Origin of the sequence: Methylophaga thalassica MP (assembly GCF_000214595.1) — a bacterium.
Lineage (GTDB): Bacteria > Pseudomonadota > Gammaproteobacteria > Nitrosococcales > Methylophagaceae > Methylophaga > Methylophaga thalassica.
The window spans coordinates 1,599,339-1,621,872 of sequence record NZ_AFIG01000001.1 but is presented as its reverse complement, the minus strand read 5'-3'; the positions used below and the strand labels follow the sequence as shown (position 1 = coordinate 1,621,872).

Below are 22,534 nucleotides of genomic sequence, written 5' to 3'. Positions count from 1 at the left end.
ATACAAACACATGATTAGGCTAGCAGCAATAGTCGTATCGTTAATAGTGCTGGCGGGGTGTCAGCATCTGACTGGCACCAAAGTACAACAGCCAGCCAAACTGGCAGGCAATAGTGTCAATACCCCCGTTTCAACTACGCCTATCAGTCAGCACATTACATCTTCAGATGATACGAAACCGCTGCAGAAAACGGTGGTTTATGGAGACAATCCCACATCGCAAATTCCTCGCCAGCAGTTTTCTAGCAATGCTGAACACAACGATATTACGCTCAATTTTGAAGCCGTCGCGCTGGCTGATTTTGTCCGTGTTGTATTAGGCGAAATTTTGGCAGTGAATTACTCAATGGATAAAAACCTAACAGGGCAAGTCACTATTCAAACACCAAGTCCCATCGCAAAAGAAGCAGTATTGCCGATGCTGGAAAGTGTATTGGCAATGAATAATGCTCGATTAATGGTGAACCATGACTTTTATCAGGTGGTGGCATCCGATCAGGCATTATCCCGTACATCAGGTAATACCCAGTCAGGTTATGGGGTGCATGTCATCCCTCTGCGTTATATCAGTGCTGCTGAAATGGCGAAGATTTTAATGCCTTATGCTGGGAAGGATACCGATATCCAAGTTGATCAAAAGCGTAATCTGGTTTTATTACGTGGCAATCAACAGGATGTGCAAACACTGACGCAGACGATTTCTGTGTTTGATGTCGACTGGCTGGCGGGGATGTCTGTCGGTATTTATCCAATAAAAAATGCTTCTGTGAACGACATTCAGCGTGAATTGGAAACTATTCTGTTAACAGCTGCGGCAGACAATAATGAGCCGTCAGCTAATGGTCCCGTGCGCTTAATGGCTATTAATCGTCTTAATAGTATTTTAGCGATCAGTGCAAACCGAGCATCGCTGTTAAATGTGGAACGTTGGGTTGAGCGCTTAGATATGGCTTCGAATCTAGGTAAACAGCAACTGTATGTCTATAAAGTCCAGAATGCCAAGGCGAAGCAGCTGGCGGATGTTCTGGCTCAGGTGTTTGGTGCCAATATCCAACAGCTGGCAGATTCTAAGACAGAAAAACAAACACTGGCCCCAGGTGAAACCCAAGTCCATTTGGGCTCAACACAGACAACATTAAATAATCCAGACCAGAGCTTATCTGCATCTCAAGCGAATAAAGCGCGTTTTTTAAATGATGAGGTCGATATTATTGCCGATGATGTGCGTAATGCGCTGGTAATTATGGCTACAGCCAAAGATTACGACATGATTGAGCGTACGATTAAACAGCTTGATACCGTGCCGATGCAGGTATTAATTGAAGCCAGCATAATTGAAGTCACCTTATCAGATGAGCTTAATTTTGGTGTGGAGTGGTTTTTTAAAAATGGTATAGGTAGCAAGCAAGGTAATAGTCAACTGGATTTAGGTAATTCTGGCATTAATGCTAAAACACCGGGCTTTTCGTTTACCGTGGTGGACAGCTTAAGCAATGTCCGCTTTGCGTTGAATACACTTGCCGCTCAATCAAAATTGAATGTTTTATCGTCGCCGTCTTTGATGGTGTTGGATAACCAACCTGCCAAAATCAATGTTGGTGATGAGATTCCTATCCCCACCCGACAATCAGTGAGTAATACTGATGCCACTGCACCAACAGTCAATGAAATTGATTTTCGTAAAACTGGTGTGTCGTTAACCGTATTACCACGTGTCAATAATAGTGGTCTTGTTACTATGGAAATACGTCAGGAAGTCAGTAATGCCGTGCAAACAACCACCTCGACGATTGACGCCCCCACCATCCAGCAACGAGAAATTGAAAGTGTGGTTGCTATCAATTCTGGTGAAACCATTGTGCTTGGTGGCTTAATTCAGGACAGCAAAACCAATAATGACAGCGGCGTACCAGGACTACATAAATTACCGGTTTTAGGGTATTTATTCGGGCAAACCTCAGACGCGGTGAGAAGAACGGAACTATTGGTATTAATCACACCAAGAGTGATTCGAGACCGCACATCGGCGCAGGCGGTAACCGAAGAGTTAAGAAACAAAATGCTGACAATAGAAGAAATCCCGGCATCTGTCTCAGGGAAAATATAAAACTCATACCTCAGTCTGGTTTCTGGGGCGAATGTGACTCAGTTCACATAATTGTCATCAATGCTTAACTTGGATGTCATCAATAACAATTACGCTGTATCCGTTAGCCAACCAAACACTTTAAATTGTCTTATGGGAGAGACACATGTCAAACAAGCTACCTTTATTATTGGGTGCAGCAACTTTAGCATTAAGCGTAACAGCTTATGCTAAACAACCTGTTCTAACTGATTATCAAGTTAACAGTGACTGGTATACCGACGCTGTTGAAAAAATGGATAACAAACCAGCTTATAAAAATGCACACAAAGCAAAAAATGTGATTTTATTTGTCGGTGACGGTATGGGCATTTCTACTATTACAGCTGCCCGTATTTTAGAAGGCCAGTTAAATGGCAAACCAGGTGAAGAAAACCGCCTGATCTTTGAAACATTTCCGTTCACAGGCCTGGCAAAAACATACAACGTTGATGCTCAAACACCTGACTCTGCTGGTACGATGACGGCCATGATGAGTGGTGTTAAAACAGATGCCGGTATCATTGGTATTGGTGAAGATGTTCACCGTGGTGTGTGTTCAACAATGAACGGCCATGAACTGGTGACAGCGCTTGAGCTGGCTGAAATCGCTGGTAAATCAACAGGTATCGTCACAACAGCACGTATCACTCACGCCACACCTGCAGCGACTTATGCAAAATCAGTGGATCGTGACTGGGAAGACGTTTCAGATATGCCTGCGTCAGTTACCCGCCGTGGCTTACCCTGTAAAGATATTGCCAAACAATTGGTTGAATTTGAAAGCAACCTGAAAAATCGTTATCCAACAGCAAAACGTATTAACGGTATCGAAGTCGCTATGGGTGGTGGTCGTCGTCACTTCTTACCAAAAAATCCTGCCTTTAATAGCCCTGATGCAGTCAGCTCAGTTGAAGGTGACAGAACAGATGGTCGTAACTTAGTTGCTGAATGGCAAACAACTTACCCAACAGGTAAGTATGTTTATGATAAAGCAGGATTTGATGCGATTGACCCAGCGAAAACCGATAAAATCTTTGCTCTGTTTAATGAATCACATATGCAATATGAAGCTGACCGTGGCAATGACATTGCCGGTGAACCTTCATTATCTGAAATGACGGAAAAAGCTATTAAAGTATTGAACAAGAACGATAGTGGTTTCTTCTTAATGGTGGAATCAGGTCGTATTGACCATGCTCATCATGCGGGTAATGCACATGGTGCTTTAAATGAAACTATTGAGTTTGCTCATGCGGTTAAAACAGCATTAGAAAACACTAACCCTGAAGAAACATTGATTATCGTGACTGCGGATCATAGCCATGTATTCACAATGGCGGGTTATCCAAAACGTGGTAATCCTATCTTAGGTAAAGTGGTCAGCGTTGGTTCAAATGAGCCTGCATTAGCTGCTGATGGTAAACCTTATACCACTCTGGGTTACACCAACGGTCTTGGTTTCCGTGACTTAGGTAATGAAACAGATGCTGATGCGAGCTATAGCGCAGGTCCTGATACTGGTCGTAAAGATTTAACTGCTGTGGATACTGAATTATCTGGATACCATCAAGAAGCATTGATTCCATTAGATTCTGAAACACATGCAGGTGAAGATGTAGCCATTTTTGCGACAGGTCCTGGTGCAAGTGCGGTAACAGGAGTGAATGAACAAAACTTGATTTATCACATCATGAATCAAGCGGCACGTTTGGAAATCAAAGCAGAAAAAGCGATTAAGTAACATCACACGAAAAAGAGAGGGGTGGGCGTGAGTCCACCCCTTTTTCGTTTGGATAAAATCAACACGATGAAGGTTATACAGATGAAATATCATTTATTAGCGAGTCTGGTGTTAGTCACTTCTCCGTTACTAGTTCAGGCGAGCGAGAGTTGTTCAATCGATCCTGAGTTATTAGGTGCAACGTACGAAATGACTGACAGTGACTCTAATAAAACGGCAACGATGATGTTGTGGCGTCAACATGGCCGTGTTAGTAATCAGTTTACCCAGACGGGTGTTACCGATATGTGGGAATACACCCATAATGGCCAGTTAAGAATGGTACGTTTTTTTGATAAGGAGCAACATGCTATCGAGTATCAGCCGGGCGAGGTGAAGTACGCTAATGCTGATAGTCAATGGCAACAAGTGCATGAGTTGATTACAGACAAGTTGAAAAATAATATGACACTGGTATCAACTTCGGGTGAAGCCTGTGACAAAGTCGAAACTTATCAGTTAACAGAAGGTGATAGCCATCTCCAACTTGAATGGTTACCTGCTTTATCATTAGTGAAAAGCTGGAAAAATACCGCTGACAGTCACATTCAAACATGGCAGTTAACGAAACTGATTAAAGATGAAAGCGCTGTTAATGCCAGCTTTAGAATGCGTGATGATTATCAGACAACAGATTATGCCGATATTGGTGATAGTGAATCAGATCCGTTTATTGCGAAGATGATTAACCAGGGGTATATCGACCATGGTCCATCCGGTTTTTATAATAGTGAAGGTGAGGATATCGGTCATCCACATCATCATTGAGTAAAAGTGTAACCCAGTTAAAACCCTGTTTCAGTCTCTGAAACGGGGTTTTTTAATTTAGTGACAGTGCTACCTGACTGATGACAATATAGCGAATCAACTTACCTGCTGTGACTAACACGACAAACCAGCCTAGATGTATTTTTATGAGACCTGCCATAACAGTTAATGGATCACCAATGATGGGCAACCAGGCAAAACACAGGGAAATAAGGCCATATTTCTTAAATCGGTTTTCCGCTTTTCTAATATCGCTTTCTGATATCCGTAACCATTTTTTTATAACTGCAGAACTGGCCCAATAACCTAAAGCATAATTCAGCATTGAGCCAAGCACATTTGCCACGGTGGCTGTGGTGATGAGCAAACTCGGTGATAGTCCTTTGATTAATAGTGTGCTCAGAACCAATTCAGAGCTAAGTGGCAGTAGTGTTGCAGATAAAAAGGCTGAGATAAAGAGACCGGGATAACCCAAGCTAACAAAATAATCCATTCAGGCGGTTACTCGATGGCGTGATGGTGGAGAAGTCAAACTGATACTCTCCCAGGAAATATTGAATCATACATAAAAAAAGGGAGCCGAAGCTCCCTAATATTGAACGGTGATTTTCTAAAGATGGGTTTAGGCTGCAATCGCTTTTTTACGAAAGCCTAAGAAACCTAATAAAACTGGTGCGAATAAGAAAAGTGCTGCAGGAACAGGTACTGCTGAAACTGATAGGCTGTAATTTAAAGCTTTACCCGTTGCGTCATAGATATCCAACACATATGTCAGACCTGCAGTTAATATCGCTGTGAAACTGAAATCACCAGTAATGTTGAAATTTTGAATAGCACCACCTAAAACACCAAATGCAATAGTTGCATCATCAAGATTAGACTCTGGATTAAATGACCATTCAATAACTACTGGTGTTGCGTCATTAGTAAATAAACTGAACGAAGATTCCCATGCGCCATTACCTGTAGTCCCACTTGCTAATACTGTACTACCACTAGCAAGATCAATTTCCTGACTAGCATTGTTGGTGAAAGCTGAGTCACCTTTTGTTAAGTTAAGTGTTGCTGCATTAGCCGCAACAGAGAAAAATAGTGCTATGACAAATAGCATCGCTTTTTTCATAAAAATTCCCTTATGTTTAGAGTGAAAAAACAAGCAATGCAACCCAGCCATCTTCACTTGGAAGACCTGTAGCTTTCCGACCCCGCCTCACGACGAGTTTGGCTTCGATTAAAAGGATGAAAGTGATAAACCACTCAATTGCTCAAGTAGTTAATTATTCATCTGCGGCTAAGTGTATAGAGGCTCTATTACAAGAAAATGTCAGAGTGAGTATTTGATTTAAATAAAATTTCTATCAATTATCTTGAGTAAATTAACGGGCATATTTCCCGTTTTAAACTGGTGTATAGTCTGAAAATAATAATAAAAAAATACATATCAGAGAGGAGAGAGCAATATGGCAAGCGTACTAAAAACGACGCATCATGGAGGCTGTCCACATGATTGTCCGGATACCTGTTCGATGGTCTATGAGGTGGAAAACGGTCAATTAACTTCAGTCAAAGGCAATAAAGAACATCCGATGACGCGTGGCGGCTTATGCGTCAAACTCAAAGACTATGAAAAGCGTCACTACCATCCGGATCGTCTGTTGTATCCGATGCGACGTAGCGGTCCCAAAGGCAGTGGTCAGTTTGAGCGTATTAGCTGGGATGAGGCACTGGATGAAATTACCACGCGCTGGAAAGCAATTATTGATGAGTATGGACCTCATGCCATTATTCCCTATAGTTATTTGGGTAATCAGGGCTTAGTTCATGGCCTGAATGGTGGCGATGCCTTTTTTAACAAAATGGGGGCAACTGTTTGCGAACGTACTTTTTGTGGAGAAGGTTCCTGCACGGCCTGGTTACTGACTGTAGGGCCGACTGCAGGTGTCGATCCCGAGAGTTTTATTCATTCTAAATACATCGTTATCTGGGGCTGTAACTCTGTCAGCACCAATGTTCATCACTGGCATATCGTGAAAGATGCACAGAAAAATGGTGCCAAGGTGGTGGTGATTGATCCGTATAAATCCAAAACCGCTAAAGAGGCTGACTGGCATATCGCGCCAAAACCCGGTACCGATGGTGCACTAGCCATGGCGATGATGCATGTCATCATTAAAGAAGGTTTACAGGACCAGGACTATATTGACAACTACACCGTTGGTTTTGATGCCTTGGCAGAAAGAGCCAAGACCAGAACACCTGAATGGGCTGCGACTATCACGGGGATTTCCGCGGATGATATCCGTCAATTTGCCCGTGAGTTTGCCACGACTCAACCTGCTGCAATTCGCCTTGGGGTAGCGGTTGAACGCAACTATGGTGGTGGTCAGGCCATCCGTGCGATTACTTGTTTGCCAGCATTAACCGGCGCATGGCGGCATGTCGGCGGCGGTGCTTTGCAGTTCCCGGTATGGGAGCACCCCTATAAATTTGATGTGATTTGTCGTCCCGATCTTATTCCTGAAGGCACGCCAGTGGTCAATGCAATTCAGATAGGACGTGCTTTGACTGGGGAACTGAAACTCGATACGCCCATAAAATCGATGATGTGCTGGAATGCTAATCCTGTCACTCAGGCGGCTGAAACTAATAAAATTGTCGAAGGCTTAATGCGGGAAGACCTTTTCCTGGTGGCGGCAGAGCATTTCTTATCTGATACCGCCTCTTTCGCTGATATTGTCTTGCCAGCTTCGATGGGAGCGGAGATGGAAGATATGGTGCTGTCATGGGGACATCTATATCTTACCTATAACGAAAAATGTGTGGATTCGCCGGGTGAAGCTATTCCCAATAATGAGATATTCAGACGTCTGGCAGCCAGAATGGGCTACCAAGAAGAGAACTTTAGCTGGTCAGATAGCGAATGTCTGGAAAACTATGTTGATTGGGACTCGCCAGCCTGCGAAGGCATCGATTTGGCTTATTTGCGTGAACATGGTTTTGCCAAATTAAAGGTCGGCACAAAAGATGATCGTGCCCCACATCGTGAGGGTAATTTTCCCACACCCAGTGGTAAGTGTGAGCTGGAAATTAAAGGTGCCACCAATTTTGTCGCCGGACCTTTCCGACAAATGTATGACGGCTTTCAGCCTGGTGAGGCCTTAGACAGTCTGCCTGATTATGTGTCATCACGGGAAATACCCGAGGCAAACCCTCAGTTAGCAGAAAAATATCCACTCAATATTATTTCGCCGAAAAGTCATGGTTTCCTTAATTCTTGTTATGCCAATATGGAGAATAAGATTAAAGGTCAGGGTGAACAGTTTGTGATGATAAGTCCTATTGATGCGGATTTGAGAAATATTCAGAGTGGTGATGTGGTTTCTGTATTCAACGATAGAGGGATGTTTAAGGCTTTAGCTCAAATTACAGATGATGTCAGTCCCGGTATTGTGGTGGCAACACTCGGATATTGGCGACAATTAAATAACGGCACAGTGAATTGTGTCAGCTCGGCTGAGTTTGTGGATATGGGCCATGCACCTACGTTTACAGATAATTTGGTTCAGGTTGCTTTGTCAGCCTGAACATTTCGAAAAAAAGCCCGCGAAAGCGGGCTTTTTTATGTTGAATTTTAGGCTGTTTCTCTGTTGCCGAAAGGCCTGATGCCTATCAAAATCAATACTGACAGAATCAGAATAGCCAATTGCGCTGCTAATCCTTCCCATGTGGAATAAACGCCAATCCAGGATAAGGTAAAGTCAATTGGGAAAGACGATATGCTGATTAAATCAGCTTCTTGCAATGCCGCGACAGCTTTACCAATCAGAACAAAGGACAGTGCCAGCATCAGGTATGTGCTGAAGGTGAAGAATTTTCTGATAGGTAAACGTAAAGAGTATTTAATAATGACCCAGAACAATGCGGCCAATATCACTGTGGCTGTTATGAAACCGGTAGCGATAGACATTGACTGAGAGGCTGCTGATTGCGTCATTAAGGCCTGATAAAACAGTACTGTCTCAAACACTTCACGATAGACAGCAATGAAGGACAGTCCAGCTAATCCCCACAATGTACCTGTGCTTAAGTGGCGGTGAATATGCTGATTGATGTATGCCTGCCATGCTGCGGCGTTGGTTTTACTATGCATCCAGAAACCGACATAGAATAGAATGACTGCGGCCATCAGTGCACCGACACCTTCCATAATTTCACGGCTGGCACCACTGATACTGATCAGGTTTTGAGCTGCCCACCAGGTAGCTACACCAGCAAACAGGGCAAAAATCCAGCCAGCATGAACATATTTCACTGCATCACGACGCTCTGTTTTCACTAATACTGTGACCAGCGCCAGCACAACCAGCATGGCTTCCAAGCCTTCACGTAACAGAATAACCAAGCTGGCAGTGAAAAGCGTTGAGTCGGAAAGGGTATCAGCAGAGAGCATTTCTTGTGCCTGGCTCAACTGTTGATTAGTTTGTTCAAGTAAAGAGGTCAGTTCGTCTTGTTTCTCAGACTGGCTTGTTAACTGCCTGAACGCCATCATGGATTTTTCAATATCTTTTCTTAATTTTGGATCGTATGCATCCAGCGCGTTTTCAGCGAGTTCAAACCCATCAAGATAGGCACTAACAGCTAAGCCTTGAGCGGTTTTATATTCGCCTGCCATATAGCTTTTATGAGAAGCATTAAGCTGCTGTTTAGCCATGGCGAGAGGGTCGTTAGAAGCGAAAAGTGGCTGAGGGTTTGAGCGAAGTTCTGCGACGGTTTGGTTATCCAATGTAGGATATTTGTTTAATAAGGTATTCGGGCTGTTACTGACAAAGTCTTGAATGCTCATACCTGCAGGAACAGTGGCGAGACCTTTATTATCCTGAAACGCTATGCTGCCAGCATAAAAAGCCAGAGACCAACGTTGTTTTTCGTTCAGGTGGCTCAGTGCGACCATTGCTGTGCCGTCGATACCATTAGTAATGGCATCGTACAAACCGATTAAAGACCGGTTCATCGCACGTTCTTTGTCGGTAAAATCAGTTGGGGTTGGATCAAGCGTAGCGGCAAGTTCACCATTACCCTGACCCTTAGCACCGTGACAGGCACTACAATTTTGCTGATAAAGGGCTTGAACCTGCTGTAGAGGTAATAATTCGCTGGGTAATGAAACGGCCGGTGACAGTTTGATCAGAATATTACGCAGTTCAACCGTAATAGGATGAATCACATCCGGGTTCTGTTTGTCAGCAACAGCCTTTTGTAATTTTAGGGCAGCTTCTACAGCGTCCTGACCATTTTCCAGTTGACGCGTTTTTTCTACAGCAAGTGCAGAAAATTCTGTCATCTCACTGTATTCAGCCTCATTGATGACTTCCCCATTAGCTACAGCAGCACTGTAGTCAGCGCCAATATACTCAGCCATCTGCATCAGCTGACGTGTATCACTCTGAGCATCGTTCGCATGAGCCGTATATATAAATGAGAAGAACATTATCAGACTGATAATGAGACCTGAGGTTTTACGAAGGTCGAGTTTAAACACGTTTTTAACCGCTCCAGCTTTGGTTGTTAAGTCGATGTATTACTTAGTCAAGTTCTAAATGAGAATCATACTCATTATAAACGTTACTGACTATTACGAGTCAATGATTTCTTAGATAAGACTGACGTAAAGAAGTTCTCAATGATGAGTAGAGCGAAAAGTAATATATCAACAGCGCTGTTATAACTCGTTATGAGAGGCTTTAGCTTGTGTATGTGAGGTACAGAAAGTGATAATGTGATCATTTATGACGATTTGATGACAAGATGATGAAGAATGTAATTAAGCTGGATTCGCTCGATAATGCGCCTTTGCAAACGGTGCCATTTCCTTATTTTAAAGTAGAAGAGTCAATATACCCTGACTATATTCAGGGCATCATTAACAGCTTTCCTGATATTCCAGATGGGGGAAGTTACAATGTGGATGATGTCGTATTAGATGAACCATTCAAGTCACTCATTGAATCGATTGACACACCTGAATTCCGCCGCATTATCTGTGAGAAGTTTGATGTACAAGTGATGGATTTGCCGATGATGATCACGCTCAGAGGCTATTCCAGACAAAAGGATGGCCGGATTCATACCGACTCCAAAACCAAAGTGGCCACTATTCTGATTTATCTGAATGAAAAATGGGAAGCAGATACGGGTAAACTTCGGGTCTTGAATAACGGACATGATATGGATGATTATGTCGATGAGATAAGCCCGGGACCTGGCACGTTGCTGGCATTTAAAGTGACTGACAATTGCTGGCATGGCTATCCGGCCTTTGAAGGTAAGCGTCAGTCTATACAAATCAATTTCCTGACCAGTGCCGCTGCGGGAAACAAACATCGATTCTTTCACCGCTTGAGTGCAAAATTGAAACGCTTAGTTTCACGCAGAAAGTGAATTAATTTATTTCTAAACGGTTTTTATATACACGGACACACCGTAAAAATTAACCTAAGCTAATCTTTATCAAGATAGTGTGATGCTATAGTATCAATGAGTAAGACGATATCAGAGCGCATACACGAATAAAGGGAGAAGCAGGTTTTATGGGGGACACGGTTGAGCAGATGTATATCGCACTGATCAGTGTGCATGGGCTCATACGAGCTGATAATCTGGAACTTGGCAGAGATGCTGATACTGGAGGACAAACCCTCTATGTGCTGGAATTGGCTCAGGCTCTCTCTGAATTACCCAATGTCTCTCAGGTGGATCTTGTTACCCGCCGCATTATCGATAGTCATGTTGATGCTGATTATGCTGAACCTATTGAAGTGGTGAATGAGAAGTTCAGGATTGTCCGGATTGATGCTGGTCCTGAAGAATATATTTATAAGGAACAGCTTTGGGAACATCTGGACGGGTTTGCTGATAACCTCGCTGATTTTTTCAGAAAGCAAGATCATATTCCTGATTTGATACACAGCCATTATGCCGATGCCGGTCTAGTTGGATCTCACGTTGCCAATCTGTTGGGGATTCCGCTGGTCCATACCGGCCATTCACTTGGTCGAGTGAAGCGGAGACGCTTATTGGCGAGTGGCCTGACGACCGAGCAAATTGAGTCGCTCTATAATATGACTCGACGCATTGAGGCGGAAGAGATTACCCTAGCTACCGCGGAGCGAGTCATTACCAGTACTCATCAGGAAATTGAAGAGCAGTACGAAATTTATGATCATTATCAGCCTGATCAGATGCGTGTTATCCCGCCAGGCACCAATATCAAACAATTTAAGCCACCAGAAGGTAATGAGTTAGAAACTGAGCTATTCGGTAAATTAACCCACCAACTTGTTGAACCCAATAAACCGGTGATTTTAGCGTTATCCCGACCAGATAAACGCAAAAATATTGCGGTGCTTATTGAAGCTTATGGTGAGTCGGAAAGATTGCAACAACTGGCTAATCTGGTGATTATTGCGGGTAACCGTGATGATATCGATGATCTGGAAGCCGGTGCACAGGAAGTATTCCATGAGCTTCTTGTGGCAATTGATCGTTATGATCTGTATGGCAAAGTCGCTATGCCTAAGCATCACAAACGTGAACAAGTCCCGTTAATGTATCGCATTGCTGCCGCATCAGGTGGTGTGTTCGTGAATCCGGCACTGACAGAGCCATTTGGTCTAACCTTGATTGAAGCCGCTGCTTCTGGCGTGCCGATTATTGCGACCGAAGATGGTGGCCCACGGGATATTATTGGTAACTGTCATAATGGTATTTTGATTGACCCGCTAGAAACGTCAACGATTACTGACGCTTTACTGAAGCTGCTCACCGATAATGCGCTTTGGAATGACTATTCCAGTAACGGGTTGGAAGGTGTGGCCAAATGTTATTCATGGCAGGCTCACGCCAAGCGTTATATTGAGTTGGTTACACCACTGGCTCAACGTGCTGAATTATTACAACGTCAACCGCTTGAAAGAACCAGCCATGTTTATGCAGAACAGGCAATTTTCACTGATCTGGATTTGAACCTTATCGGTGATGATGTGTCGTTACATAAACTCATTAATCTGATTCGTGAGAATCGGAAAACCACGAAATTTGCTATTGCTACAGGTCGAAGATTGGATGTGGCATTAAGAATGATGAAAAAACATCAGATTCCTGAGCCTGATATTCTGATTACCAGTTCGGGGACTGAAATTTATTACGCACCGAAGTTAACGCCAGATACCTCGTGGGCTCAACATATCGATTATCACTGGACGCCCCATAAGGTTCGTCAATTACTTGATGATTATCCTGGTCTGGAGAAACAGCCAAAAGCAGAACAGAGTCGATTTAAATTAAGTTATTACATTGATCCTGAGCAAGCTGATATAGAAGAGATAAAGCGGCTGTTACATCAGGAAGAACAATCCGTGCATGTACAGTTGGCATTTGGGCAATATTTAGACATTTTACCCATTAGAGCATCAAAGGGGATGGCTCTACGCTATGTTGCCGATCATTGGCAAATACCACTTGAGCATATTTTTGTGGCCGGTGGTTCTGGCGCCGACGAAGATATGATGCGCGGCAATACGCTCGCCGCTGTTGTGGCTAACAGACATAATGAGGAGTTATCACAATTGATTGATACTGACCGGATTTATTTTGCTGATAAACCATTTGCCGCCGGCATTTTGGAATCGCTTGAGCACTACCAGTTCTTTCATCAGGCAAAAACAAAGAAAACATCATGATGACACCCGCTAAAGTTTTACTGTGTACTGATATGGACAGAACCATTATTCCCAATGGTTTTCAGCCGGAACCTGCTGATGCCCGTAAACGCTTTTCAAACTTTTGTGAACGTGAGGATGTGAAGTTAGCCTATGTGACCGGACGTCATGTTTCTTTAGTTAAACGTGCGATTAAAAACTATGCTTTACCTGTACCTGATTTTGCGATTACTGATGTTGGCACCAAAATCTATCAAATAGGTAAGGGCAGCTGGCAACAGATGGCGGATTGGGAAGCCGAAATTGATAAAGACTGGAACGGCAAAACGCATGCACAACTAAAACAGATTTTACGCCCCATCAAAGAGCTACGCCTACAGGAAAGTACGAAACAAAACACCCATAAATTAAGTTATTACTTGCCGCTGTATATGGACAAAGACACGATCATTACCCGTATCGAAGCGTTTTTGAAAGATGCTAATGTGGCGGCCAGTATTCTCTGGAGTGTCGACGAACCCAAAAATATCGGCTTATTAGACGTGTTACCGGAACATGCAACCAAACTACACGCCATTGAATTTTTACAACAAAAACTGGGCTATAAACTGGACGAAGTTATTTTTGCTGGCGATAGTGGCAATGACTTACCCGTACTGACCAGTCATATACCGTCAGTTTTAGTCGACAATGCCAGTGCAGAAATCAAACAAGCTGCGGTGGAGTTATCAAAACACAATGGCAATGTTGAGGCCTTGTTTCTGGCAAGTAGTAGCCACAGTGATAATAATGGTAATTATTCGGCAGGTGTGTTGCAGGGAGTGGCGCATTTTGCACCGCATTTTTTTACGCCAATCAATAAAGAAACATCATCATGAAATCATCAAGCAAGCTAACTATTTTTGGTGAAGCCTTATTTGATTGTTTCCCGACGGGGGAAAACGTATTAGGGGGCGCGCCGTTTAATGTCGCCTGGCATCTTCAGGCATTAGGCGATTACCCCCTGTTTATCAGTCGGGTCGGCAAGGATGAGTTAGGTGACATCATTTTGTCAGAAATGACCAGTTGGGGAATGACGACCAAAGCGATCCAGCAGGATAGTGAACATCAGACAGGGCGGGTGGATATTCGTATTGAGAATGATGAACCCATTTATACCTTTGCTGAAGATAATGCCTGGGATTTTATTGACTTATCTGAAATACCTACGCAGGACATATCTGGTTTCTTCTATCATGGTACTTTGGTTGCTCGCCGTGATATTGCCAATAGAACACTGGAAAAACTGACAGAAAATCCTTCACTGGATATTTTTGTTGATGTGAATTTACGTTCACCCTGGTGGCAAAAAGAAGCTGTATATCACTGGCTCGAACAAGCAAGGTGGGTAAAACTGAATGAAAGCGAGCTATACGAACTCGGATTTCATTCTGCTGATTTGCATCAGGATATGACCCGAATGCATACGCATTTTCATCTTGACCAGTTGATCGTGACCAGAGGTGAAAAAGGCGCGATAGTTCGCGACACTGACGGTGTTTTTCATCAAGTTGCACCTTCATATCAAGAACAAGTGGTGGATACCGTGGGTGCTGGCGATGCTTTTACTGCGATGTATATTCATGGTTTACTGGCTGGTTGGGATATTGAAGAAACATTGGAAAAAGCCCAAGCTTTTGCATGTCGTGTCGTCACACAGCGTGGTGCCATCAGTAAAGATCCTGATTTCTATAAATAACGCTTATTCAGAATAATTCAAACAAGGTTAAGCATGTACGAGCAGCAAGCCCACACATTGTTGAACGATATCCTCAATGAAATTGAGGCCGGTATTTCAAAGCAGGATTTACGCTATTTCTATACGCGTTTGGGGGCGAATTTTTACGCCATACATTCGTTATTTGAGCGTTTGTATGGGCATCGTGATGACTTCAAAGCCCAGTCGCAGAAATTAGTTGAAGCCATGGCATGGCAGTATATTCGCCGTCCGGAAGATTTACGTCAGAAAGATATTGAACGTGAAGCCGACCATAACTGGTTTTTGAGTCAAAAATGGGTGGGCATGGCTCTGTACAGTCATGGCTTTGCCGGTAATTTGCAGGGCATGAAAACTCATCTGAATTACTTCCAGGAGCTGGGCGTCAACCTGGTGCATATCATGCCCATTATGCAATGTCCGAAAGGCAGCAGTGACGGTGGTTATGCGGTGAGCGATTTCCGCAAGATCGATGAGCGTGCCGGCAGTCTTAAAGACTTAAACGAACTCGCACGCAGTATGCATGAACGCGATATTTTGCTGACGATGGATGTGGTACTTAATCACACCTCCGATGAACATGAGTGGGCGCAAAAAGCACGGCAAGGTGAAACCAAGTATCAGGATTATTACTACACGTTTGAAAACCGCAATGTGCCTGATATGTTTGAGCAAAGCATGCCTGAAGTGTTTCCAGAAACATCACCGGGTAATTTTACCTGGGATGAGGAAATGCAACGTTGGGTGATGACGGTGTTTAATAGTTATCAATGGGATCTGAATTATTCCAATCCCTCTGTGTTTATTGAAATGCTCGACGTCATTTTGTTCTGGGCCAATCAAGGTGCTGATATCCTGCGTTTAGATGCGGTTGCCTTTCTTTGGAAAAAAATTGGTAGTACCTGCCAGAATGAACGTGAAGCTCACTTGATTTTGCAACTGCTCAAAGACTGTTGCCAGGTGGTTGCTCCCGGTGTTTTATATATTGCTGAAGCCATTGTGGCTCCCGTTGAAGTCACCAAATACTTTGGTGAAGATGCGGTGATTGCTAAAGAGTGTGAGATTGCCTACAACGCGACCTATATGGCGTTAATGTGGGATGCCGTCGCCACAAAAAATACTAAATTACTTAATCAGGGTATTAAAAGCTTGCCAGTGAAACTGGAAAGAGCAACATGGCTGAATTATATCCGCTGCCATGATGATATCGGTTTAGGTTTTGATGATCGTGATATTGAACTGGTTGGTTACCAACCGGCACAACATCGTAAGTTTTTGATTGATTATTACATGGGCCGTTTTGACCATTCACATGCCAGAGGCTTACCGTTTGGTGAAAATGAGAAGACCGGGGATGCACGTATTTCAGGTTCATTAGCCTCACTGGTTGGACTGGAATATGCCTTGGAGCAGGGTGATCCACAAGCCATTGAAGACTCGATCAATATTATCTTGTTATTACATAGTTTGATTATGTCGTTTGGTGGTATACCACTTCTATATTACGGGGATGAAGTGGGTACGACGAACGATATTTCCTACCTTGATGATCCCTACAAAAAAGGCGACTCACGTTGGGTGCATCGTCCTGTTATTAATTGGGATAAAGCCGATCTGCGAAATCAGCCCGGACACCCACAATATGAAATATTTACCGCCTTAAAACGGATGATTGCTGTTCGTAAAGAAATTGATGTGTTTGCTGATTTTAATAATCGGGAATTGATCGATGTGGGTAATGAGCATCTTTTTGTCTTCGAACGCTATTGCATTCAACAGCAGCATCAACGGGTTCTGGTAGTGGCGAATTTCAATGGTAAACCCCAACATCTGAATTTAGATGAACTAGGTAGCTGGGGCAATCCACAGAATGGGCAGCTTTATGATTTGTTTAGTGGCCAGCGTCCGGATTTGTTTAAAAATGCATTGGTCATACCGGCTTTTAGTTTTTATTGGCTACAAGAGAGCTAAGTTTATACATTCATTGATTTTGCTAGCTTCACAAAATATCGACAATAAACCGTCTAGTTTTGCAGTCAGGGTATTGTTGCTTATTAGGAGTAGAAATGTATAAAACCGGCTTATACTGGATTCAACATGATCTCCGTATTCACGATAATGCAGCGCTTCTGGAAGCAAGCCTAAATTGCGAACAGCTCATTTGTTTGTATTGTTTTGATCCTACCTGGTTCAGACAAAGTCGTTTGAATGCAAGATCCATGGGCGTTGTGCGTCGTCAATTTCTCAATAAAACCCTGCATGATTTAGGCAAAGAATTAAAGAGTCGCGGGCAACGATTGATTGTAATGACAGCGGATCCCGTTTCGGCGATTTCTGTTCTGATAAAAAATCATGATATTGATGCAGTTTACCGCAGTCATCATGTAGGGGTTTTTGAAACCCGGCAGTGGCATCACCTTAAAGTCGATTTTCCCCGTACGGTATTTCATTCTGTTTGGACACATACTTTATTTCGTCCCGAACAATTACCCTTTTCGATAAATGATTTACCAGCGACATTTACGGATTTTAAAGAGTTCTGCGAAACTATTGCCATTGATAAACCCTTAGCTATGCCACAATGGTTAGCTCCTCCTGTAAAAGCGTTGACTGGCTTATCGCATCAAACTGAAACAGATTATGGCGAGTTAATAAAGGGCTTTGGTGGTGAAAAAACGGCACTCGATCATCTTGAGCAATACTTTTCATCTGATTTACCAGCAAATTATAAAACGGTAAGAAATGAACTCGATGGCTGGGAAAACTCAACAAAAATGTCGGCATGGTTAGCCTGTGGTGCATTATCGCCACGTAAGCTGGTAGCGCGATTGAAACGCTATGAGACTGAGAAAACGGCGAATGAATCCACGTATTGGATTTATTATGAGTTGCTGTGGCGTGAATATTTTCAGTGGTATGCCCAGCGTTATCAACATAAGTTATTCAAAGCTGAAGGGATAAACAAACAAAAAATATCTTGTTGTTTTTATCCTGAGCGTTATCAGAAATGGTGCAATGGCAATACGCCATACCCAATCGTGAATGCCTGTATGAAACAACTTAATCAAACGGGCTATATGTCTAATCGTGGTCGTCAGATTGTCGCCAGCTGTTTTGTCAATGAACTGCAATTAGACTGGCGCTTTGGTGCTGCCTACTTCGAACAGCAATTAATTGATTACGATGTCGCCTCTAACTGGGGCAACTGGCAGTATATTGCTGGAGTAGGGGCTGATCCCCGTGGTGGCCGTCATTTCAATCTGGACAAGCAAACAGCTACTTATGATGCAGAAGGTCACTTTATTCGACAATGGAAAGGCGAAGCGAATCCATACCCGCTTGATTCAGTTGATGCGGCGGACTGGCCGATCATGCCAAACAAGGATGAATAAATAACCGTATTCAGTCTGACTGCGTATTGAGTTCATTTAAGAAGCATTGCATACTCAAATCACTGCTTGCATACAGTGGAGGCCATTGTGATGACTAAAGCAATTTTGTTTGATATCAGTGGTGTTTTATATATTGATGGTCAGCCTATACCCGGTGCGGTAGAACTGATTATGATGCTGAGGCAGCACTCGGTCCCGATGCGCTTTGTAACCAATACTTCACGTTCAACCTGCCAGTCTGTATTTGATGAACTTATTCGGATGGGTTTTGATATAAAGCCAGAGGAAGTATTCACGGCTCCGGTGGCTATGAAAAGCCTTTGCCAGGCGAAGGGGTATCGCCCGTTTTGTCTTATCCATCCTGATTTAATGCCCGAGTTTAGTGACTTAGATCAAAGCCGACCGAATGCCGTGATTGTCACCGATGCCGCAGATTTATTTAATTATGAACAATTAAATCATGCTTTCTCATTATTGATGGATGGCGCTGTGCTTCTTGGGATTGGACGTAACCGATATTTTAAAAGTGTTGGTCGTTTACAGCTGGATGCAGGGCCGTTTATTCAGGCACTGGAATATGCGGCAGATGTGAAAGCTCAGATCATTGGCAAACCCGATACCCGTTTTTTCCATGAGGCGGTGTCATCGCTTAACGTCAGACCTGATGAAGTTATAATGATTGGCGATGATGTGGCTGCAGATGTTATTGGTGCTATTGATGCAGGTCTGCAAGCTTGTTTAGTTCGGACAGGTAAGTTCTTACCTCAGGATGAAGCCAAGGCAAAAGCATCCAATGCCCTGATTGCCAACTCGGTAGTTGAGGCGGTCAATCAGGCATTTGATTTAGATTTTTAGACGAGTTTTGCCCAGAGATCGTATTCATCAGCTTCTTCGAATTCGACATCAACGATATCACCGACTTTTAAGTGGGTGGCACCATCGATAAATACTTGGCCATCAATTTCTGGTGCATCTGCTTCACTGCGTCCGACAGCACCTTCTTCTACCACTTCATCAATGATAACCCGGCCTCTACGTCCCACTTTTAACTGTAGTCTGGCGGCACTGATTTCAGCCTGATGTGCCATAAAGCGGTCAAGACGTTCCTGTTTTACTTCTTCAGGAATTTGATCCGGTAACTCGTTTGCTGTGGCACCATCAACCGGTGAGTAAGCAAAAGCACCCACCCGATCCAGTTGGGCTTCAGTGAGAAAATCGAGTAATTCCTGGAACTCTTCTTCCGTTTCGCCAGGAAAACCAACGATAAAAGTACTGCGTAAAGTAATGTCAGGACAAACTGCACGCCAGGCACGAATACGTTCCAGGTTATTTTGTGAGGAAGCAGGTCGTTTCATCAATTTCAGAATACGTGGGCTGGCATGCTGAAAAGGGATATCCAGATAAGGCAGGATTTTCCCTTCAGCCATTAATGGCACCACATCATCAACATGAGGGTAGGGATATACGTAATGCATTCTTACCCAAACTCCCAGTTCCCCCAAGGCTTCGGCAAGGTCATAAAAACGCGTTGCACGCTCACGACCATTCCACTCATGAGTCTCATATTTCACATCTACACCATAGGCACTGGTGTCTTGAGAGATCACTAAAAGCTCTTTGACGCCAGCGTCAGCAAGGCGTTTTGCCTCAATCATGACATGATGAATCGGGCGGCTGACCAGATCGCCACGCATAGAAGGGATAATGCAGAAAGTACAGCGATGATTACAACCTTCAGAAATTTTCAGGTAAGCGTAGTGACGCGGAGTTAACTTGATTCCTTCAGGTGGAACCAGACTGACGAAAGGATCATGTTGGGGAGGCAAGTGTTTATGAACTGCGCTGACGACTTCTTCTAAGGCATGGGCGCCGGTAATTTCTAAAACCTGAGGGTGTTTTTCGCGAATGGTGTTGTCACGGCTGCCAAGGCAACCCGTTACAATGACTTTGCCATTTTTAGCGATGGCTTCACCAATACTACCCAGAGATTCTTCAACAGCAGAATCAATAAAGCCACAGGTATTCACGACAACTAAGTCAGCATCATCATATGTTGGCGTAATGCTATACCCCTCTGAACGGAGCTTAGTGATGATTCGTTCGCTATCAACTAGGGCTTTTGGACATCCGAGGCTAACGAATCCAACTTGAGGTGCTTTCATGTGAGTTACCAATTATCAGAAAGAGGGTATTTTAAATAAACTTTATTGATATAGCTTGTATCACTTCAACTAATTTTAAAGAATAAAAATAAAAATACTCAATAACTCAGAATGTTACGCATTAAATTATTGTGAACACTTAAGTTACTTTGATGAGCTGCCGATATAGGTATACGCAATATTTATTTACCACTCATTTTTATCAGGGTGAAGCACAATGAAAAAAAATCTGCCAGTCACAGATAAAGAAATTACCTTCGATAATCCGCTGATTTCGACAACTGACCTCAAAGGCATCATAACGAGCTTTAACAGAGAGTTTGAGTACGTTAGTGGTTTTTCTGCTGATGAATTGATGAACGTGAATCACAATGTCATTCGTCATCCAGATATGCCACCGGCTGCATTTGCTGATCTCTGGTCTACCGTAAAATCGGGTAAACACTGGATGGGGATGGTCAAAAATCGAACAAAGACTGGCGATTTTTACTGGGTAGATGCGTATGTCACGCCAATTTTTGATGGCGATAAAGTAATTGGCTATGAGTCTGTTCGTAGTAAACCCCAAAAACAAGAGATTAAGCGTGCACAACAGCTTTATAAACAAATTAACGAGGGTAAGAAGCCTAAACTCGGTAACGTCTTCACACGACTGTCTCTAAAAAATAAAACCACATTATCAGTGGTGCTCAGTAGTATTGTGGCCAGCGTTGTAAATCAAATCAGTACCATTCAACAATTGCCCTTTTATCTGCCAGTGGTTATTGCGGTATTAGGTGGCCTGGCATCGTTTCTGTTACTCAAAAATTGGGTCTTTGCATCACTGGATAGAGCCATAAAAGAAGCTAATGATGAGGTCAATAATCCCCTGATGGGTATGGTGTATACCGGTGCTGATGATGAAGTTGCTCAACTGGTATTAGTGAATAAACTGCTGCAGGCCAGACTGAATACTATTTTGGTGAGAATGAAAGATTCTGCTGGCAGCATTGATAAGTCGGCCGGCGATACCTATCAGTCTCAACAATCAATTATGGAATCGATTAATTCTCAGGCATCACAAACTGAGCAAGTGGCGACAGCCATGACGGAAATGTCTTCCACAATTCAGGAGCTGGCACGTAACGCCAGTCTGGCCTCTCAGTCAGCGAATCAGGTTGATGACTTAACCCAACAAAGCATGACTAAATCTGAAACCGCCGTGAAAGGCTTAACCAGTTTAGATAGGGCATTTGATACTATCAGTGACTATATTAAAACGCTGGAATCGGACTCCAGTGCGATTAATCCTATCGTAGATGTGATTAGTAACATTGCAGAGCAAACCAATCTATTGGCCTTAAATGCGGCGATTGAGGCTGCAAGAGCAGGTGACCATGGTAGGGGATTTGCTGTTGTCGCTGATGAGGTGCGTTCATTGGCGACACGAACCCAGGAATCAACCCAAGAAATTTCAAACCTTATTTCAAAACTGGATAGCTCTGTCGTCAAAGTGGTGAAAGGTATGGAAACGACAAAAGATACTGCCTCCTCAAGCCGTCAGGATATTCAAGGGTCTATTGACTCTGTGAGCTCTATTAAAGAGAGTGTGGAGAAACTGAATGAGCTTAACACCTTGATTGCGACTGCCGTTGAAGAGCAGAGTGCAGTGAGTGAAGACATTAATAAGAATGTAGTCAGAATTAGCTCTGATGCCGAAATGGTGGTGAGCAATGCTAATAAGGTAAATGTACACGCTGAAAATCTGGCGCAGGAATCACAAAATCTACTGAATATGATTACCCGTTTTTCATCTCGCTAATAGGTCAGGTGAGTCTGTTATGCACCATTA

16 protein-coding genes and 1 riboswitch are annotated in these 22,534 nt (G+C 43.3%); of the genes, 12 read left to right on the top strand and 4 right to left on the bottom strand.

Annotated elements, in window-relative coordinates; all coding sequences use genetic code 11:
• Positions 1 to 10 precede the first annotated feature (10 nt).
• From gspD to MAMP_RS07595, 3 genes are all read left to right on the top strand, one after another.
• Positions 11 to 2,107 carry a type II secretion system secretin GspD gene (gene gspD / locus MAMP_RS07605; RefSeq protein WP_083821494.1) on the top strand — a complete coding sequence of 699 codons (2,097 nt, stop codon included), beginning with the start codon at positions 11 to 13 and terminating at the stop codon, positions 2,105 to 2,107.
• A 145-nt stretch (positions 2,108 to 2,252) separates the two neighbouring features.
• Positions 2,253 to 3,869, top strand: a complete 1,617-nt coding sequence (locus MAMP_RS07600) for an alkaline phosphatase (protein WP_007145437.1) — start codon at positions 2,253 to 2,255, stop codon at positions 3,867 to 3,869.
• Positions 3,870 to 3,950: 81 nt separating this feature from the next.
• Positions 3,951 to 4,676, top strand: coding sequence for a hypothetical protein (locus tag MAMP_RS07595; RefSeq protein WP_007145436.1), 726 nt, complete (start codon positions 3,951 to 3,953; stop codon positions 4,674 to 4,676).
• Between the two features lie 52 nt (positions 4,677 to 4,728).
• Here MAMP_RS07595 and MAMP_RS07590 read toward each other — a convergent pair whose 3' ends face one another.
• Both MAMP_RS07590 and MAMP_RS07585 read right to left on the bottom strand, forming a co-directional pair.
• On the bottom strand, positions 4,729 to 5,169 hold the full coding sequence (locus tag MAMP_RS07590; RefSeq protein ID WP_007145435.1) for a YqaA family protein: 441 nt from the start codon (positions 5,167 to 5,169) through the stop codon (positions 4,729 to 4,731).
• 129 nt (positions 5,170 to 5,298) lie between these two features.
• Positions 5,299 to 5,799 (bottom strand): hypothetical protein, encoded by a 501-nt coding sequence (locus tag MAMP_RS07585; protein WP_007145434.1) that lies wholly within the window; start codon positions 5,797 to 5,799, stop codon positions 5,299 to 5,301.
• A 34-nt stretch (positions 5,800 to 5,833) separates the two neighbouring features.
• A riboswitch (cyclic di-GMP riboswitch) is annotated at positions 5,834 to 5,912 on the bottom strand.
• Positions 5,913 to 6,136: 224 nt separating this feature from the next.
• Here MAMP_RS07585 and MAMP_RS07580 point away from each other — a divergent pair.
• Positions 6,137 to 8,260: a molybdopterin-containing oxidoreductase family protein gene (locus tag MAMP_RS07580; protein WP_007145433.1), complete on the top strand. Its 2,124-nt coding sequence runs from the start codon at positions 6,137 to 6,139 to the stop codon at positions 8,258 to 8,260.
• A gap of 47 nt (positions 8,261 to 8,307) precedes the next feature.
• Here the strand turns inward: MAMP_RS07580 and MAMP_RS07575 are convergent, their stop codons facing one another.
• Complete coding sequence (locus MAMP_RS07575) at positions 8,308 to 10,215, bottom strand: cytochrome c/FTR1 family iron permease (protein WP_007145432.1); 1,908 nt, start codon at positions 10,213 to 10,215, stop codon at positions 8,308 to 8,310.
• Between the two features lie 269 nt (positions 10,216 to 10,484).
• Between MAMP_RS07575 and MAMP_RS07570 the strand changes: the two genes are divergently transcribed.
• From MAMP_RS07570 to MAMP_RS07540, 7 genes are all read left to right on the top strand, one after another.
• Positions 10,485 to 11,114 (top strand): 2OG-Fe(II) oxygenase, encoded by a 630-nt coding sequence (locus MAMP_RS07570; protein WP_040576466.1) that lies wholly within the window; start codon positions 10,485 to 10,487, stop codon positions 11,112 to 11,114.
• 149 nt (positions 11,115 to 11,263) lie between these two features.
• Entirely contained in the window at positions 11,264 to 13,414 is a 2,151-nt protein-coding gene (locus MAMP_RS07565) for an HAD-IIB family hydrolase (RefSeq protein ID WP_007145430.1), read from the top strand.
• Positions 13,411 to 14,271: an HAD-IIB family hydrolase gene (locus tag MAMP_RS07560; RefSeq protein ID WP_007145429.1), complete on the top strand. Its 861-nt coding sequence runs from the start codon at positions 13,411 to 13,413 to the stop codon at positions 14,269 to 14,271. Before MAMP_RS07565 ends, MAMP_RS07560 begins: the two co-directional genes overlap by 4 nt.
• On the top strand, positions 14,268 to 15,131 hold the full coding sequence (locus MAMP_RS07555; protein ID WP_007145428.1) for a carbohydrate kinase family protein: 864 nt from the start codon (positions 14,268 to 14,270) through the stop codon (positions 15,129 to 15,131). Before MAMP_RS07560 ends, MAMP_RS07555 begins: the two co-directional genes overlap by 4 nt.
• Before the next feature lie 33 nt (positions 15,132 to 15,164).
• Positions 15,165 to 17,120 carry an alpha-amylase family glycosyl hydrolase gene (locus tag MAMP_RS07550; RefSeq protein WP_007145427.1) on the top strand — a complete coding sequence of 652 codons (1,956 nt, stop codon included), beginning with the start codon at positions 15,165 to 15,167 and terminating at the stop codon, positions 17,118 to 17,120.
• A gap of 95 nt (positions 17,121 to 17,215) precedes the next feature.
• Entirely contained in the window at positions 17,216 to 18,541 is a 1,326-nt protein-coding gene (locus MAMP_RS07545; RefSeq protein WP_007145426.1) for a DASH family cryptochrome, read from the top strand.
• 90 nt (positions 18,542 to 18,631) lie between these two features.
• The gene (locus tag MAMP_RS07540; RefSeq protein WP_007145425.1) at positions 18,632 to 19,396 is read left to right on the top strand and encodes a TIGR01458 family HAD-type hydrolase; all 765 of its coding nucleotides are present in this window, start codon (positions 18,632 to 18,634) and stop codon (positions 19,394 to 19,396) included.
• On the opposite strand, the gene rimO is transcribed toward MAMP_RS07540, so the two are convergent.
• The gene (gene rimO / locus MAMP_RS07535) at positions 19,393 to 20,703 is read right to left on the bottom strand and encodes a 30S ribosomal protein S12 methylthiotransferase RimO (RefSeq protein WP_007145424.1); all 1,311 of its coding nucleotides are present in this window, start codon (positions 20,701 to 20,703) and stop codon (positions 19,393 to 19,395) included. The genes MAMP_RS07540 and rimO overlap by 4 nt on opposite strands.
• 217 nt (positions 20,704 to 20,920) lie before the next feature.
• Between rimO and MAMP_RS07530 the strand changes: the two genes are divergently transcribed.
• Positions 20,921 to 22,504, top strand: a complete 1,584-nt coding sequence (locus MAMP_RS07530) for a methyl-accepting chemotaxis protein (RefSeq protein WP_007145423.1) — start codon at positions 20,921 to 20,923, stop codon at positions 22,502 to 22,504.
• The last annotated feature ends 30 nt before the right edge of the window (positions 22,505 to 22,534 follow it).

Bases quoted from the DNA above. Each gene is read 5' to 3' on its own strand.
- gspD (WP_083821494.1), top strand. From the start codon at position 11: ATGATTAGGCTAGCAGCAATAGTCGTATCGTTAATAGTGCTGGCGGGG.
- MAMP_RS07600 (WP_007145437.1), top strand. From the start codon at position 2,253: ATGTCAAACAAGCTACCTTTATTATTGGGTGCAGCAACTTTAGCATTA.
- MAMP_RS07595 (WP_007145436.1), top strand. From the start codon at position 3,951: ATGAAATATCATTTATTAGCGAGTCTGGTGTTAGTCACTTCTCCGTTA.
- MAMP_RS07590 (WP_007145435.1), bottom strand. From the start codon at position 5,169: ATGGATTATTTTGTTAGCTTGGGTTATCCCGGTCTCTTTATCTCAGCC.
- MAMP_RS07585 (WP_007145434.1), bottom strand. From the start codon at position 5,799: ATGAAAAAAGCGATGCTATTTGTCATAGCACTATTTTTCTCTGTTGCG.
- MAMP_RS07580 (WP_007145433.1), top strand. From the start codon at position 6,137: ATGGCAAGCGTACTAAAAACGACGCATCATGGAGGCTGTCCACATGAT.
- MAMP_RS07570 (WP_040576466.1), top strand. From the start codon at position 10,485: ATGAAGAATGTAATTAAGCTGGATTCGCTCGATAATGCGCCTTTGCAA.
- MAMP_RS07565 (WP_007145430.1), top strand. From the start codon at position 11,264: ATGGGGGACACGGTTGAGCAGATGTATATCGCACTGATCAGTGTGCAT.
- MAMP_RS07560 (WP_007145429.1), top strand. From the start codon at position 13,411: ATGATGACACCCGCTAAAGTTTTACTGTGTACTGATATGGACAGAACC.
- MAMP_RS07555 (WP_007145428.1), top strand. From the start codon at position 14,268: ATGAAATCATCAAGCAAGCTAACTATTTTTGGTGAAGCCTTATTTGAT.
- MAMP_RS07550 (WP_007145427.1), top strand. From the start codon at position 15,165: ATGTACGAGCAGCAAGCCCACACATTGTTGAACGATATCCTCAATGAA.
- MAMP_RS07545 (WP_007145426.1), top strand. From the start codon at position 17,216: ATGTATAAAACCGGCTTATACTGGATTCAACATGATCTCCGTATTCAC.
- MAMP_RS07540 (WP_007145425.1), top strand. From the start codon at position 18,632: ATGACTAAAGCAATTTTGTTTGATATCAGTGGTGTTTTATATATTGAT.
- rimO (WP_007145424.1), bottom strand. From the start codon at position 20,703: ATGAAAGCACCTCAAGTTGGATTCGTTAGCCTCGGATGTCCAAAAGCC.
- MAMP_RS07530 (WP_007145423.1), top strand. From the start codon at position 20,921: ATGAAAAAAAATCTGCCAGTCACAGATAAAGAAATTACCTTCGATAAT.